16 protein-coding genes are annotated in these 15,335 nt (G+C 72.0%); 15 read left to right on the top strand and 1 reads right to left on the bottom strand.

The features are described 5' to 3' along the window. The first annotated feature begins 83 nt into the window (after positions 1-83). Complete coding sequence (locus tag RM779_RS09410; RefSeq protein WP_311617213.1) at positions 84-641, top strand: HIT family protein; 558 nt, start codon at positions 84-86, stop codon at positions 639-641. Between the two features lie 42 nt (positions 642-683). Here RM779_RS09410 and RM779_RS09405 read toward each other — a convergent pair whose 3' ends face one another. Then, positions 684-2,360, bottom strand: a complete 1,677-nt coding sequence (locus RM779_RS09405) for a hypothetical protein (protein WP_311617212.1) — start codon at positions 2,358-2,360, stop codon at positions 684-686. A 263-nt stretch (positions 2,361-2,623) separates the two neighbouring features. Between RM779_RS09405 and pgsA the strand changes: the two genes are divergently transcribed. From pgsA to RM779_RS09335, 14 genes are all read left to right on the top strand, one after another. Further along, a complete protein-coding gene (gene pgsA / locus RM779_RS09400) occupies positions 2,624-3,301 on the top strand; it encodes a phosphatidylinositol phosphate synthase (RefSeq protein WP_311617211.1) in 678 nt (225 codons plus the stop codon). Next, positions 3,298-4,218 carry a phosphatidylinositol mannoside acyltransferase gene (locus tag RM779_RS09395; RefSeq protein ID WP_311617210.1) on the top strand — a complete coding sequence of 307 codons (921 nt, stop codon included), beginning with the start codon at positions 3,298-3,300 and terminating at the stop codon, positions 4,216-4,218. Before pgsA ends, RM779_RS09395 begins: the two co-directional genes overlap by 4 nt. Further along, a complete protein-coding gene (locus RM779_RS09390; protein WP_311617209.1) occupies positions 4,215-5,375 on the top strand; it encodes a glycosyltransferase family 4 protein in 1,161 nt (386 codons plus the stop codon). The genes RM779_RS09395 and RM779_RS09390 overlap by 4 nt, the downstream gene beginning before the upstream one ends. Before the next feature lie 33 nt (positions 5,376-5,408). Beyond that, positions 5,409-5,969, top strand: coding sequence for a LemA family protein (locus tag RM779_RS09385; protein ID WP_311617208.1), 561 nt, complete (start codon positions 5,409-5,411; stop codon positions 5,967-5,969). Between the two features lie 106 nt (positions 5,970-6,075). After that, entirely contained in the window at positions 6,076-7,032 is a 957-nt protein-coding gene (pdxS, locus tag RM779_RS09380; RefSeq protein WP_311617207.1) for a pyridoxal 5'-phosphate synthase lyase subunit PdxS, read from the top strand. Positions 7,033-7,060: 28 nt separating this feature from the next. Next, complete coding sequence (gene pdxT, locus RM779_RS09375; protein WP_311617206.1) at positions 7,061-7,651, top strand: pyridoxal 5'-phosphate synthase glutaminase subunit PdxT; 591 nt, start codon at positions 7,061-7,063, stop codon at positions 7,649-7,651. Positions 7,652-7,712: 61 nt separating this feature from the next. Beyond that, on the top strand, positions 7,713-8,465 hold the full coding sequence (locus RM779_RS09370) for a YebC/PmpR family DNA-binding transcriptional regulator (RefSeq protein WP_311617205.1): 753 nt from the start codon (positions 7,713-7,715) through the stop codon (positions 8,463-8,465). Between the two features lie 130 nt (positions 8,466-8,595). Beyond that, positions 8,596-9,150: a crossover junction endodeoxyribonuclease RuvC gene (gene ruvC, locus RM779_RS09365; protein WP_311617204.1), complete on the top strand. Its 555-nt coding sequence runs from the start codon at positions 8,596-8,598 to the stop codon at positions 9,148-9,150. After that, positions 9,147-9,776 carry a Holliday junction branch migration protein RuvA gene (gene ruvA / locus RM779_RS09360; RefSeq protein ID WP_311617203.1) on the top strand — a complete coding sequence of 210 codons (630 nt, stop codon included), beginning with the start codon at positions 9,147-9,149 and terminating at the stop codon, positions 9,774-9,776. Before ruvC ends, ruvA begins: the two co-directional genes overlap by 4 nt. 12 nt (positions 9,777-9,788) lie before the next feature. Continuing rightward, positions 9,789-10,850: a Holliday junction branch migration DNA helicase RuvB gene (gene ruvB / locus RM779_RS09355; protein ID WP_311617202.1), complete on the top strand. Its 1,062-nt coding sequence runs from the start codon at positions 9,789-9,791 to the stop codon at positions 10,848-10,850. Positions 10,851-11,023: 173 nt separating this feature from the next. Further along, positions 11,024-11,476, top strand: coding sequence for a preprotein translocase subunit YajC (gene yajC, locus RM779_RS09350; RefSeq protein ID WP_077062548.1), 453 nt, complete (start codon positions 11,024-11,026; stop codon positions 11,474-11,476). 194 nt (positions 11,477-11,670) lie between these two features. Beyond that, on the top strand, positions 11,671-13,416 hold the full coding sequence (secD, locus tag RM779_RS09345) for a protein translocase subunit SecD (protein WP_311617201.1): 1,746 nt from the start codon (positions 11,671-11,673) through the stop codon (positions 13,414-13,416). 1 nt (position 13,417) lies between these two features. Then, positions 13,418-14,581 carry a protein translocase subunit SecF gene (secF, locus tag RM779_RS09340; protein WP_311617200.1) on the top strand — a complete coding sequence of 388 codons (1,164 nt, stop codon included), beginning with the start codon at positions 13,418-13,420 and terminating at the stop codon, positions 14,579-14,581. Further along, entirely contained in the window at positions 14,578-15,138 is a 561-nt protein-coding gene (locus RM779_RS09335) for an adenine phosphoribosyltransferase (RefSeq protein WP_311617199.1), read from the top strand. The genes secF and RM779_RS09335 overlap by 4 nt, the downstream gene beginning before the upstream one ends. Positions 15,139-15,335 lie beyond the last annotated feature (197 nt).

The raw sequence follows: 15,335 nt of genomic DNA, 5'->3' as shown, positions 1-15,335 counted from the left end.
CCCGCGAAGATCCGAACGACAGGGCCTAGCGGCGGGTCCCGGGGCCCGCCGCCCCGGGACCCGCGCGGGCCCGCGTACGCCATATGCTGGCCGCCATGAGCAGCGAGCCGGAGCACCAGATCGGGGTGGGGACGCCCGACGCGTTCCAGCGCCTGTGGACGCCTCACCGGATGGCCTACATCCAGGGAGAGGGCAAGCCCACCGGACCCGGCGCCGACGACGGCTGTCCGTTCTGCTCCATCCCGGGCAAGAGCGACGAGGACGGGCTGATCATCGCCCGCGGGCGCGAGGTCTACGCCGTCCTCAACCTCTACCCGTACAACGGCGGTCACCTGCTGGTGGTGCCCTACCGGCACGTCGCCGACTACACCGGGCTCACGGACGCGGAGACCGCGGAGCTGGCCGAGGTCACCAAACAGGCCATGACCGCGGTCCGCACGGCCTCCGGGGCACACGGCTTCAACATCGGGATGAACCAGGGCTCGGCGGCCGGCGCCGGCATCGCCCCCCACCTGCACCAGCACGTGGTGCCCCGGTGGGGCGGGGACGCCAACTTCATGCCGGTCGTCGGACACACCAGGGTGCTGCCGCAACTCCTCGCCGACACCCGGCGGATGCTGGCCGACGCCTGGCCGGCCTGAGCCGGCCGCACCGGCCCGCACGCGGGCCGGTGCGGCCCCGCCTCACATGTTGTACTCGTCCGCCCGCTTCGGCTCCGCGGTCTGCACCTGCCCGCTGAGCGCCTGCGACCTGCTCTCGAACGGGCTGACGTCCACCCCGTTCTCCTCCAGCACCCGCAGGGCCGCCGCGTGCGCCACGCGAAGCACCGGCGTCGCGGCCCGCAGGGCGTCGTCCACCATGAAGCGGTGGTTCCACGGGGTGGTCGCCCAGGTGTGCCGCAGGCCGAACGGCTCCGGCAGGGCCAGCGTGCCGCCGAACTTGTCCAGGCGGGCGGGGAACCAGGTCAGCGGGGCGCGGGCGGCCAGCCGCACGACCTCCTTGGCGTCCACGAGGGGCAGCGGCTGCTTCTGCTTTTTCCAGGGGCGCAGCGGATTGGGCACATCCTTGGTCTTGGTCGCGGGGCCCTTGCGGAAGAAACCGTGGATCGGGCCGAGCGCGTGCGCGGTCACCTCGATGCGCAGCGTGTGGTGCAGCACGGTCACCGTGATCATCATGGTGACGACCAGCTCGCCGTCCCACAGCACGAACTGCACGCCCAGGTAGTGCCGGTCGCCGCTGCCGAACTGCTGCTCGTTGCAGATGCGCTGCACCTCGATATTGCTGAAACTGTAGCCCTCGGCGTTGGGGCCCTCGGGCCGCGAGACCTCCGAGGCGCCCTCGCCGACGTGCCGCACCACCCAGTGCGTTATCGAGGGGGCCGAGAAGCCGCCGGTGTGCAGCGGGCCCCGCTCCAGCATCCGCAGCTGGTCATGCATCGCCCTGGCGACGTCCCAGCTGCGGAACGGGTCGATCTCGCGCCCGGGGTCGCGGGGCCGAAGCTCCTCCGCGAGCTGCCAGCTCGCCCAGCGCACGCCCATGCCCAGTATCCCCTTGGGCCCCGCGTAGTGGACGAGATTGCTGCCCTGCTCCGCGGCCAGCTTCGCCAGGCCGATGCGCAGCCGTTCCGCGTCCGCGTCGTTCGGATTCTGTGGGACCGCCTCCGGTATCCGCGCCCCGGCGCCGCCGCCGCCCAGCAGCTCCGACCAGTGGGCGCGCAGATTCTTCGCGGTGCGCTCACTGATCCGCCGGGCCAGGAACCAGCCGATGATCGGCGCGGGCAGCATGGCCCACACATAGATCTGGAGAATCCCGGACACCGGGAGTTGCAGCACCAGGAAGACGATCAGGGCGCAGAGCAGCACCAGCAGCGCCATGCCGAACGCGCCCGCCCGCTTGTCCTGCGCCCCCGCGATCGTGCGGCGCAGCTGGAAGAGGCCGAGCCATATCAGCACGCCCGGCAGGAAGAGCAGACCGAAGGCCAGCATGATCGCCGTCAGCCGCCGGTCGCGCTGCTTCCTGATCCGCTTGGCGGCCAGCGCGTGCTCCACGACCATCTGCGGCTCGGCGCCGAAGGACTGGATCAGCGGCTTGCGCCCGTCCGCGAGCATCCGCATCTCGACCGCGCGGGTGAACGCCTCCCCGAGATTCGGCTCAAGCAGCGAGAACTTGCCTGCCTTGAACGCCGCCGCGTCGTTGGCCTCCGCTATGTCGCCCGGCGCCACATCACGGTACGCGACCGACGCGATGGCATGACTGACGCCCGTCTTTCCGCTGCTCACGGCGGACAGCGGGACCTGGGCACCCGGCGCGAAGTCGAACTCGACCCCGGCCGCCCTCCTCAGGTCGTCCAGCCCGGCCATGGGCCACCCCCAAACCTTTCCCGCCTCCGGGGGCCCGCCCCGCAAGCCCCGCCGACTCCGGCCGCCGTCTGGCCTTTGCCCTTCCCGGCGGCCCGGCAACCCTGCGCGGGTTCAGCCTAGCGGCGCGTGACCACCCCGACGGCCGATTCAGGACCTTCCGCCCTACCGCCGGGCCCCGCGCCGCCGCCCGCGGGGCGTGACTACGATGGGGCCCTTACGGTGGCCGCCCGACGCTGCGGCCCCCTGCGACCCCTGGGAAGGACATGCTCAACAAGTACGCGCGTGCTTTCTTCACGCGTGTCCTCACGCCGTTCGCCGCACTGCTGCTGAGAATGCGGGTGACCCCGGACGCCGTGACACTCATCGGCACCGCCGGAGTGATGGCGGGAGCACTGGCCTTCTACCCCAGGGGCGAGTTCTTCTGGGGCACGGTCGTCATCACGCTGTTCGTGTTCTCCGACCTCGTCGACGGCAATATGGCCCGGCAGATCGGCACTTCGAGCCGCTGGGGCGCGTTCCTCGACTCGACGCTCGACCGCCTCGCCGACGCCGCGATCTTCTCCGGCATCGCGCTGTGGTACGCGGCCGACGGCGACAACCTGGCGCTGTGCGCCGTGACGCTGTTCTGCCTCGCCAGCGGCCAGGTCGTCTCGTACACCAAGGCCAGGGGCGAGAGCATCGGCCTGCCGGTGAAGGTCAACGGCTTGGTCGAACGGGCGGAGCGGCTGGTCATCACGCTCGTCTGCGCCGGATTCGCGGGCTGGGAGCGGACGTTCGACGTGCCGCACATCGACATCCTGCTGCCCGTCGCGCTGTGGGTGGTGGCCGCGGGCAGTGCCGTGACCCTGGTGCAGCGCGTGGTCACCGTACGCCGGGAGTCCGCCGAGGCGGACGCCGCGGAGCGGCGCGCGCAGGAGCAGGGCAGCGGACCGGCGTCATGAACGAACGGCTGGCCGGCGTGCTCTACGGGGCCGGGTGGGGCGCGGTCAAGCGCCTGCCCGAGCCCGCCGCGCGCGCCCTCGGCCGCCGGGTCGCGGACCGTTCCTGGCGCCGGCGCGGGCAGGGCGTGCGCCGGCTTGAGGCGAACCTCGCGCGCGTCGTTCCGCAGGCAGGTCCCGCCGAGCTGCGGGCGCTTTCGCGGGCCGGCATGCGGAGCTACCTGCGGTACTGGATGGAGTCCTTCCGGCTGCCGGTGTGGAGCAAGGAGCGCATCCGCGACTCCTTCGCCGGCGAGGACATGCACCGGCTCACCGACGGGCTCGACTCCGGGCGCGGCGTCGTTCTGGCGCTGCCCCACATGGGGAACTGGGACCTGGCCGGCGCCTGGGCCGTCACGGCACTCGGCACCCCGCTGACGACCGTCGTCGAACGGCTGAAACCCGACAGCGTCTTCCAGCGGTTCATCGCCCACCGCGAGTCCCTCGGCCTTGAGGTGCTGCCGCACACCGGCGGCGCCTCGTTCGGGAAGCTCGCCAGGCGGCTGCGCCAGGGCGGCCTCGTCGCCCTCGTCGCCGACCGTGACCTGTCCGCGTCCGGGGTCGAGGTCTCGTTCTTCGGCGAAACCGCGCGCATGCCCGCGGGACCTGCCATGCTGGCCCAGCAGACGGGCGCGCTGCTGCTGCCGGTCAGCCTGTGGTACGACGAGACGCCGGTGATGAAGGGGCACGTCCACCCGCCGGTCCCGGTGCCCGACTCCGGGACCAGGGCCGAGCGGACGGCGGTCATGACCCAGTCCGTGGCCGACAGATTCGCCGCCGGTATCGCCGCCCACCCGCAGGACTGGCACATGCTCCAGCGGCTGTGGCTGCGCGACCTGGAACCGCGCCGGGCGGCCCACGATGGAGGCGGAACGGTATGAGGATCGGCATCGTCTGCCCCTATTCCTGGGACGTGCCGGGAGGCGTGCAGTTCCATGTGCGCGACCTGGCGGAGCACCTGGTGCGGGGCGGCCACCACGTCTCCGTCCTCGCGCCCGCCGACGAGGACACGCCGCTGCCGCCGTACGTGGTCTCCGCGGGCCGTGCCGTCTCCGTGCCCTACAACGGGTCTGTCGCCCGGGTCAATCTCGGCGTGATGTCCGCGAGCCGGGTGCGTCGCTGGGTCCACGACGGCGACTTCGAGGTGCTGCACATCCACGAGCCCGTCGTGCCCTCCCTCGGGCTGCTGACCTGCTGGGCCGCGCGCGGCCCGATCGTGGCCACGTTCCACACCTCCAACCCCAGGTCAAGGGCGATGATCGCGGCCTACCCGATCCTCCAGCCTGCGCTGGAGAAGATCAGCGCCAGGATCGCGGTCAGCGAGTACGCGCGGCGCACCCTCGTGGAGCACCTCGGCGGGGACGCCGTGGTGATTCCGAACGGGGTGGACGTCCGCTTCTTCGCGGATGCCGAGCCCAAGGCGGAGTGGCAGGGCGGGACCATCGGCTTCATCGGCCGCACCGACGAGCCGCGCAAGGGGCTGCCCGTACTGATGCGCGCGCTGCCCGCCATCCTCGCCGCCCGGCCGGACGCGCGGCTGCTCGTCGCGGGGCGCGGGGACGCGAAGGAGGCGGTCTCGGGACTGCCCGCGCAGGTGCGCGAACGCGTCGAGTTCCTCGGCATGATCAGCGACGAGGACAAGGCGAGGCTGCTGCGCAGCGTCGACCTCTACGTCGCCCCCAACACCGGCGGCGAGAGCTTCGGCATCATCCTCGTGGAGGCCATGTCGGCGGGCGCGCCGGTCCTCGCGAGCGATCTCGACGCGTTCGCCCAGGTCCTGGACGGGGGAACGGCCGGTGAGCTGTTCCCGAACGAGGACGCCGACGCGCTGGCCGCCGCGGCGGCCGGGCTGCTGGGCGATCCGCGGCGGCTGGCCGAGCTGCGCGCGCGGGGCAGCGAGCACGTCCGCAGGTTCGACTGGTCCACCGTCGGAGCCGACATCCTCGCCGTGTACGAGACGGTGGCCGCGGGCGCGGGGGCCGTCGCACCGGACGACCGGGTGGGTCTGCTCGGCCGGCTCGGCTTCGCCCGCGACTGAGCCGCCGCGGCCCGGCCGGTAGGGTGACGGGCCGTGACCACAGTCATCTGGATCGCCGTCGCCCTGGTGCTCATCGGCATCTACCTCAGCTGGACCGCCGGTCGCCTCGACCGGCTGCACGCGCGCATCGACGCGGCCCGGGCCGCGCTGGACGCCCACCTGCTGCGCCGCGCCTCCATCGCCCAGGAACTGGCCTCCGCGGGCGTGTTCGACCCGGCCGCGTCGATGGTGCTCTACCAGGCGGCGCACGCCGCCAGGCTCGCGCAGGAGGAGCAGCGCGAAGTCGCCGAGAGCGAGCTGAGCCAGGCGCTGCGCGTGGTGTTCGCGGAAAGCGCGCAGGTCGAGGCGGTGCAGGAGGCGCCCGGCGGCCTGGACACGACGGAGGAGCTGGTCGCGGCGGTGCGCCGGGTGCCGATGGCCAGGCGCTTCCACAACGACGCGGTGCGCGCGGCCCGCGCGGTGCGTCGGCACCGCACGGTGCGCTGGTTCCGGCTGGCGGGTCATGCGCCGTTCCCACTGGCCTTCGAGATGGACGACGAGCCGCCCCCCGCGCTGGCCGGCCACGTGGTGCGGGCCGAAGGCCGGGGCCACTGAGCGACGATTGGCCCTTCCGGCAGGGGCCACTGCGCAGGTTTCATCGAGGGCGTGGCATCCGCGGGCGCCCGGACGTCTTCGAGGTTCCGCCCGGAACAGCCCTACCATGGTCCTGTCGCACACATTTTCGTCGAGTGAGGTCAATTCCGTGTCCAGCGCGTCTTCCAGTGCCCCCCAGACCCCAGAAACCGGCACCGCCCGTGTCAAGCGAGGCATGGCGGAGCAGCTCAAGGGCGGCGTGATCATGGACGTCGTCACCCCGGAGCAGGCGAAGATCGCCGAGGACGCCGGTGCGGTGGCCGTCATGGCGCTGGAGCGCGTCCCGGCGGACATCCGCAAGGACGGCGGCGTGGCCCGCATGTCCGACCCGGACATGATCGACGGCATCGTCGAGGCCGTCTCCATCCCCGTGATGGCCAAGTCCAGGATCGGGCACCTGGTCGAGGCCCAGGTGCTCCAGGCCCTCGGCGTCGACTACATCGACGAGTCCGAGGTCCTCACGCCGGCCGACGAGGTCAACCACACCGACAAGTGGGCGTTCACCACCCCCTTCGTGTGCGGCGCCACCAACCTCGGCGAGGCCCTGCGGCGTATCGCCGAGGGCGCGGCGATGATCCGTTCCAAGGGCGAGGCCGGTACGGGCAACGTCGTCGAGGCCGTCCGCCACCTGCGCCAGATCAAGGGCGACATCGGCCGGCTGCGCGCCCTGGACAACAACGAGCTGTTCGCCGCGGCCAAGGAGCTGCGCGCTCCCTACGAGCTGGTGCGCGAGGTCGCCGGTCTCGGCCGGCTGCCCGTCGTACTGTTCTCCGCGGGCGGCGTCGCCACCCCCGCCGACGCCGCGCTGATGCGGCAGCTCGGCGCCGAGGGCGTCTTCGTCGGCTCCGGCATCTTCAAGTCCGGCGACCCGGCGACGCGCGCCGCCGCGATCGTCAAGGCCACCACCTTCTATGACGACCCGAAGGTCGTCGCGGACGTCTCCCGTGGACTGGGCGAGGCCATGGTCGGCATCAATATCGACACCCTGCCCGAGGCGGAGCGCTACGCCGAGCGCGGCTGGTGAGCAGGGCAGGAAGGCGAGGCACCACCCCGTGACCGCACCCGCCATCGGCGTGCTCGCCCTCCAGGGCGACGTACGCGAACACGTGGCCGCGCTCACCGGGGCCGGCGCGCGGGCCCTGCCCGTGCGCCGTCCCGGCGAGCTGGCCGCCGTGGACGGCCTGGTGATTCCGGGCGGCGAGTCCACCACCATCTCCAAGCTGGCGACCGCATTCGGCCTGCTGGAGCCGCTGCGCGAGCGGGTCCGCGCCGGGCTGCCGGTCTACGGCTCCTGCGCGGGGATGATCATGCTCGCCGACAAGATTCTCGATCCGCGCTCGGGGCAGGAGACCGTCGGCGGCATCGACATGATCGTCCGGCGTAACGCTTTCGGGCGGCAGAACGAGTCGTTCGAGGCCGCCGTCGAGGTGGCGGGTGTGCCGGGCGGGCCGGTCCAGGGCGTCTTCATCCGCGCTCCCTGGGTGGAGTCCATCGGCGCCGCGGCCGAGTCCATCGCCGCGTACGAGGGCCACAGCGTCGCCGTGCGGCAGGGACCGCTGCTCGCGACCGCGTTCCACCCGGAACTGACCGGCGACCACCGCGTGCACGCGCTGTTCGCCGACATGGTGCGCGCCGCCCGGTAGACGGCTCCCGGTAGGATCACCACGTCGGTTGAATTCTGGGTGACATCGAAGGAGCAGCGCTGTGTCCGGCCACTCCAAGTGGGCAACCACCAAGCACAAGAAGGCCGTGATCGATGCCAAGCGCGGCAAGCTGTTCGCAAAGCTGATCAAGAACATCGAGGTCGCGGCCCGCACGGGCGGCGGTGACCCGGACGGCAACCCCACGCTCTACGACGCCATTCAGAAGGCGAAGAAGAGTTCCGTGCCCAACACCAACATCGACCGGGCCGTGAAGCGCGGCGCGGGCCTGGAGGCGGGCGGCGCCGACTACCAGACGATCATGTACGAGGGTTACGGCCCCAACGGGGTCGCCGTACTGATCGAATGCCTCACCGACAACCGCAACCGCGCCGCCTCCGACGTGCGCGTCGCGATGACCCGCAACGGCGGCTCGATGGCCGACCCGGGCTCGGTCTCCTACCTGTTCCACCGCAAGGGCGTCATCATCGTCCCCAAGAGCGGGCCGACGGAGGACGATGTGCTCGGCGCGGTGCTCGACGCCGGTGCGGAGGAGGTCAACGACCTCGGCGAGTCCTTCGAGGTGCTGAGCGAGGCCGGGGACCTGGTCGCGGTGCGGACCGCGCTCCAGGAGGCCGGTATCGACTACGACTCGGCGGAAGCCGCGTTCGTGCCGACCATGCAGGTCGAGCTCGACGAGGACGGCGCCCGCAAGATCTTCCGCCTGATCGACGCGCTGGAGGACAGCGACGACGTGCAGAACGTCTTCGCCAACTTCGACGTCGCCGACGAGGTCATGGCCAAGGTCGACGCCTAGGACCTGGCCCAGGACCGGGGGCCGGGCGTCCTGGCCCGCGGGTCCCGGCGGCTCGCCACCGCGGAATTGTCGGTGCCGGCCGGTAGCCTGCCGGAACGGCCGACCGAAGACGGCGAGCGAGGGAGGGCCGGTGCGTGTCATGGGCGTGGACCCGGGGCTGACCCGTTGCGGGCTCGGCGTGGTGGACGGCTCGACGGGGCGGCCGTTGCACATGGCCGCCGTCGGCGTGCTGCGCACCCCCGCCGAGGACGAGACCGCCGCGCGCCTGGTCCTGATCGAGCGCGGCATCGAGGAGTGGCTCGACACCTACCGCCCCGACGCGGTGGCCGTCGAGCGCGTGTTCAGCCAGCACAACATCCGGACCGTCATGGGCACCGCCCAGGCCAGCGCCGTCGCCATGCTCTGCGCCGCCCGCCGCGGCCTCCCCGTCGCCCTGCACACGCCCAGCGAGGTCAAGGCGGCCGTGACCGGGAGCGGCCGGGCCGACAAGGCGCAGGTGGGCGCCATGGTGACGCGCCTGCTCCGCCTCGACGCCCCGCCCCGCCCCGCCGACGCGGCCGACGCCCTGGCCCTGGCCATCTGCCATATCTGGCGCGCCCCCGCGCACGACCGGCTCAGCCGCGCCCGCGCCGCGGCGTACCCGGGGTCAGGCGCGCCCCGACCGAAGGGCACCATCCGCTCATGATCGCCTTCGTCCAGGGGCCGGTCGCGGCCCTCGCCCCCGACTCCGCCGTGGTGGCGGTCGGGGGCATCGGGATCGCCGTCCAGTGCACCCCCGGCACGCTCGCCGGGCTGCGCCCCGGCGAGGAGGCCAGGCTGGCCACCTCGCTCGTCGTCCGGGAGGACTCGCTCACCCTCTACGGCTTCGCCGACGAGGACGAACGGCAGACCTTCGAGCTGCTCCAGACCGCGAGCGGCGTGGGGCCCCGGCTGGCCCAGGCCATGCTGGCGGTGCACAGCCCGGACGCGCTGCGCCTGGCCGTCGCCACCGGCGACGAGAAGACCCTCACGGCGGTCCCCGGCATCGGCAAGAAGGGCGCGCAGAAGCTGCTGCTGGAGCTGAAGGACCGGCTCGGTGAGCCGCTGGGCACCGGGGCGCGCGGCCCGGCCCGCCCCGCGGGACCGGCCGCGGCGGGCTGGCGTGAGCAGCTGCACGCCGCCCTCGTCGGCCTCGGCTACGCACCGCGCGAGGCCGACGACGCGGTGGCCGCCGTCGCCCCGCAGGCCGAGGCGGCAGTCGCGGACGGCACCGCGCCCTCCGTGTCCGGCCTGCTGCGCGCCGCCCTCCAGACCCTCAACCGCACCCGGTAGGAAGCGATCCGCATGAGCGCGTACGAGCAGGCAGGCGAGGCGGGAGAACGCCTGGTGGGCGCCGCGGCAGACGGCGAGGACCTGGCCGTCGAGGCCGCTCTGCGGCCCAAGGAGCTCGGCGAGTTCATCGGGCAGACCCGCGTCCGCGAGCAGCTCGACCTCGTCCTGCGCGCGGCGCGCGCCCGGGGCGCGACCGCGGACCATGTACTGCTCTCCGGGGCGCCCGGGCTCGGCAAGACCACCCTGTCCATGATCATCGCGGCCGAGATGGCCGCCCCCATCCGCATCACCTCGGGCCCGGCCATCCAGCACGCGGGCGACCTCGCGGCCATCCTCTCCTCCCTCGCCGAGGGCGAGGTCCTGTTCCTCGACGAGATCCACCGGATGTCCCGGCCCGCCGAGGAAATGCTGTACATGGCCATGGAGGACTTCCGGGTCGACGTCATCGTCGGCAAGGGCCCGGGGGCCACCGCCATTCCGCTGGAGCTGCCGCCGTTCACCCTGGTGGGAGCCACCACGCGGGCCGGCCTGCTGCCGCCGCCGCTGCGCGACCGGTTCGGTTTCACCGGTCATATGGAGTTCTACGAGTCGGCCGAGCTGGAGCGGGTGGTGCACCGTTCGGCGCACCTGCTGGGAGTCGAGGTGACGGCGGACGGCGCCGCCGAGATCGCCGGCCGCTCCCGCGGCACCCCGCGCATCGCCAACCGCCTGCTGCGCCGCGTCAGGGACTACGCCCAGGTGCGTGCGGACGGCGTCGTCACCCGGGAGACGGCGACGCGGGCGCTGGCCGTCTACGAGGTCGACGAGCGCGGTCTCGACCGCCTGGACCGAGCGGTGCTGCGCGCCCTGCTGAAGCTGTTCGGCGGCGGTCCGGTCGGCCTGTCCACCCTTTCGGTCGCGGTGGGGGAGGAGCGGGAGACGGTCGAGGAGGTCGCCGAGCCGTTCCTGGTGCGCGAGGGGCTGCTGGCCCGCACCCCGCGCGGGCGGGTCGCCACTCCGGCGGCCTGGCGCCACCTGGACATGGAGCCGCCACCCGCCGCGGCCGGCGGACAAGAAGGACTGTTCGGGACGTGACGATGCGCGACCGCGCGGATTTACCCCGTGTGGAACTCCGATAGCATCCTGGACGTTGTTCCCCAGGCGCGGCCTCGCTTAGACTCCGCCGATGCCGTCCCCACTCAGGACGGCATGCCCACCCCCCGAATATCAGGCTGCTCCGGCGGCCAGACAAAGGAATTTCCTCCACCGTGGACATCGCGTTTCTCTTCCCGTTCATTCTGCTCATCGGTGTCATGTTCCTCATGACACGCTCTGCCAAGAACCGGCAGCGCCAGGCCATGGAGATGCGGAACTCGATGGAACCCGGCACCGGCGTGCGGACCATCGGCGGTCTGTATGCCGAGGTCAAGGAGGTCCGTGAGGACTCGGTGCTGCTCGAGATCGCGCCGGGCGTGCACACTCTCTTCGCGAAGAACGCCATCGGGGCCGTGCTGGACGCCGAGGAGTACGAGCGCATCATCAGCGGCGACGACTCCTACCCCGACGACGACGACACTGTCGTTCCGGACGACGCCTCCGCTCTGACCGAAGGCGAGGGGGACCGGGTCGAGCTGGACAAGACCGACGCCGAGGACCGCGACCGGGCCGAGTCGCGGGACGACAGGGACGACGACGGCGAGAACGGATCTGCCAGGTCCTGAACGCGGCGGCACCGGCCGCCCGTCAGTCATTCCGCTGAGCCGCGCGGCGGTCACCGGCCGCGGGTCGCTGGACAGAGAGAGACGAGAAGGTGGCGACACCGAAGAGGGACCTCAGGTCCTCCCCGAAGAGGAAATCCCGGTCCGGGGGAGCGCAGGGCAGGCCAGGACGGGCCCTGCTGCTGGTAGTGCTGATCATGGGAGCGCTGACCGGGGGCATGTTCCTCTCCGGTCACACCACCCCCCGTCTGGGAATCGACCTCGCCGGCGGTACGAGCATCACGCTCTCGGCGGTGGCCGAGGAGGGCGCCGAGGACGCGATCAACTCGACGAACCTCAACACCGCGGTCAACATCATCGAGCGCCGGGTCAACGGCCTCGGTGTCCAGGAAGCCGAGGTCCAGACCCAGGGCGACCGGAACATCATCGTCAACATCCCCAAGGGCACCGACGAGGACCAGGCCAGGGAGCAGGTCGGCACCACCGCTGAGCTCGGCTTCCGGCCGGTGCTGACGATCGGTTCCGCGGTCCCCATGGAGGAGCCGGCGGAAGAGCCGACCGAGGAGCCGACCGAGGAGCCCACAGACGGGGCCTCGGACGAGCCTTCCGGTGAGGAGCCCACGGACGAGCCCACCGAGGAGCCGGCGGACGACGCCTCGGACGAGCCCACGGACGAGCCCACGGAGGAGCCGACCGACTCGGGTGACGGTGGCGACACCAGCAACCAGGGCCTGTCCGCTCCCGGCGCGGCCGGCTCCGTCAGCCAGGCGTCCTACCGCACGGACGAGACCGACGCCCCCGAGGAGCCCACCGAGGACGAGGCGGCCCAGGAAGCGGCCGATCTCCAGGCCCGGCTCGACGCGCTCGACTGCGGCACCGAGGAGGCCAGGGTCGCCTCCGGCCGCGAGGCCGCCACGGCCAAGGACGAGGAAGTCATCGTCGCCTGCGACGACGAGGGTGTGTACAAGTACGCGCTCGGCCCGGTGGCCGTTCCCGGCACCGACGTCAGCGGCGCCGACGCGGTGTACGACACCCAGCGCGGCCAGGGCTGGATCGTGCAGATGGAGTTCAACGGCTCCGGTGCCGACAAGTTCGCGGACATCACCGCCGAGCTGGCCACCCAGGTCGAGCCGCAGAACCAGTTCGCCATCGTCCTCGACGGCGGCGTCGTCTCCGCCCCCTCGGTCTCCGAGCGGCTCGGCGGCGGCAGCGCCGAGATCTCCGGCGGCTTCAACCAGGAGTCCGCGGACGACCTGGCCAACATCCTCAAGTACGGTGCTCTGCCCCTGAGTTTCGAGGAGGCGAGCGTCTCCACCGTCTCCCCGACCCTGGGCGGCGAGCAGCTGGAGGCCGGCCTCATCGCCGGCGCCATCGGCCTGGCGCTGGTCGTGATCTACATGGTCACGTACTACCGCGGCCTGGCGCTGATCGCGCTGGCCAGCCTCATCGTCTCCGGTGTGCTGACCTACACGATCATGTCGCTGCTCGGCCCGGCCATCGGCTTCGCGCTGAACCTGCCGGCCGTGTGCGGCGCCATCGTGGCCATCGGCATCACGGCGGACTCGTTCATCGTCTACTTCGAACGTATAAGGGACGAGATCAGAGAGGGCAGGAGTCTGCGGCCCGCGGTGGAGCGCGGGTGGCCACGGGCCCGGCGCACCATCCTGGTCTCGGACTTCGTGTCCTTCCTCGCCGCGGCGGTGTTGTTCGTGGTCACGGTCGGCAAGGTGCAGGGCTTCGCCTTCACCCTGGGCCTCACCACGGCCCTGGATGTCGTGGTCGTCTTCCTGTTCACCAAGCCGCTGATGACGCTGCTCGCCCGCCGCAAGTTCTTCGCCAGCGGGCATCCCTGGTCCGGGCTCGACCCGAAGCGGCTCGGCGCCAAGCCGCTGCTGCGCGGCCGGCGCCCCGCCCCCGTTCCCAGCGACCCGAAGGAGGCGTGAGATGTCACGGCTCGGCGATCTCGGTGCACGGCTGTACCGCGGCGAGGTCGGCTTCGACTTCGTCGCCAAGCGGAAGATCTGGTACGCCTTCTCCATCCTGATCACCATCGTCGCCTTCGCGGGCCTCGGTGTCCGCGGCCTCCACATGGGCGTGGAGTTCGAGGGCGGCGCCGTCTTCACCACCGAGGGCACCGAGGTCTCGGTCGAGGAGGCGCGCGAGGTGGCCGAGGACGCCTCGGGCAGCCAGGCGCTGGTGCAGACCCTCGGCGACGACGGGGCGATGCGCATCCAGGTCAGCGGCCTGGGCACCGACCAGTCCAACGAGACGCGCGCGGCCCTCGCCGAGGCGCTCGGCGTTCCCACCGAGGATCTGAACGCGGAGCTGATCGGCCCGAGCTGGGGCTCCCAGATCGCCAACCAGGCGTGGCAGGGTCTCGCGATCTTCCTCGTGCTCGTGGTCATCTACCTCGCCATCGCCTTCGAATGGCGCATGGCGCTCGCCGCCCTGATCGCCCTGGTCCACGACCTCACGATCACCGTCGGCGTCTACGCGATCGTCGGCTTCGAGGTCACGCCGGGCACGGTCATCGGCCTGCTGACCATCCTCGGCTATTCGCTGTACGACACGGTCGTCGTCTTCGACGGGCTCAAGGAGACGACCAAGCACTTCACCAAACAGACCCGCCACACCTACAGCGAGCTGGCCAACCGAAGTCTCAACGGCACACTGGTGCGTTCGATCAACACCTCGGTGGTGGCCCTGCTCCCGGTGGGCGCGCTGCTGTTCATCGGTGGCGGCGCCCTCGGCGGCGGCATGCTGAACGACATCGCGCTCTCGCTGTTCGTCGGCCTCACCGCCGGTGCGTACTCCTCCATCATGATCGCCACGCCCCTGGTGGCGGACTTCAAAAAGCGCGAACCGACGATCCGGGTCCAGGACCGCAAGGTGCTGGCACGGCGTGCCAAGCGCGCGGAGGACGGCAGGGACGACGAGGACGGCGGCGACGAGGCGGCCGAGGAGCCGCGGACCGACGCCGAGCGCGCGGACGAGGACGACGAGCCCGCTCCGGTGGCCGCCGCGGGGGCGCCGGGCCCGCGCGGCCCGCGCCGTCAGCCCGTCTCACGCACGCGGGGACGCGGTCGGCCCTCGGGGAAGCGGCGATGACCGCCGTGCCGCCCGTCCCGGCGGATGTGGCCGGTCTGCTGCTCAGCCGCATCCGGGACGTGCCCGACTATCCGCGGCCGGGAATCGTCTTCAAGGACATCACGCCGCTGCTGGCCGACCCGGAAGCGTTCTCCGCGCTCACCGACGAGCTGGCCGCGTTCTGCCGCAGGCACGGCGCGACCAAGGTGGTCGGCCTGGAGGCGCGCGGCTTCATCCTGGCGGCGCCGGTGGCGGTCCGGGCGGGCCTCGGCTTCGTGCCGGTCCGCAAGGCGGGCAAGCTGCCGGGCGCCACCCTCTCGCAGGCGTACGAGCTGGAGTACGGCAGCGCGGAAATAGAGATCCACGCCGAGGACCTGACCGCGGACGACCGGGTGCTGGTGATCGACGATGTCCTGGCCACCGGCGGCACCGCCGAGGCGTCGCTGCGCCTGATCCGGCGCTCCGGCGCGCGGGTGGCCGGACTCGCCGTGCTGATGGAGCTGAAATTTCTCGACGGCCGTGAGCGAGTGCTCCCCGAACTGGACGGGGCCCCCTACCAGGCCCTCATCACCGTCTGAAACAGCCCGCGCACGCGCCCGGCGCCCGCATATCGTGCGGGCGCCGGGCGCTTACGCGGGCTTGCGGGCGTGAGGTTCGCCTGGGCTCGTTACCATGGCAGTCCGATCGTTTCCCGGCCGGACTCTCCTCAGGCCGCCCGCGGCCCGGAGGACCGCTCCCCTTCCTGGCCGCCGGCGGACAGGAAAGGGCCCGAGAA

The organism is Streptomyces johnsoniae (genome assembly GCF_031845565.1).
Taxonomy (GTDB): Bacteria; Actinomycetota; Actinomycetes; order Streptomycetales; family Streptomycetaceae; genus Streptomyces; species Streptomyces johnsoniae.
Note: the sequence above shows the minus strand (reverse complement) of the source record. Positions and strands in the feature narration are given on the sequence as shown.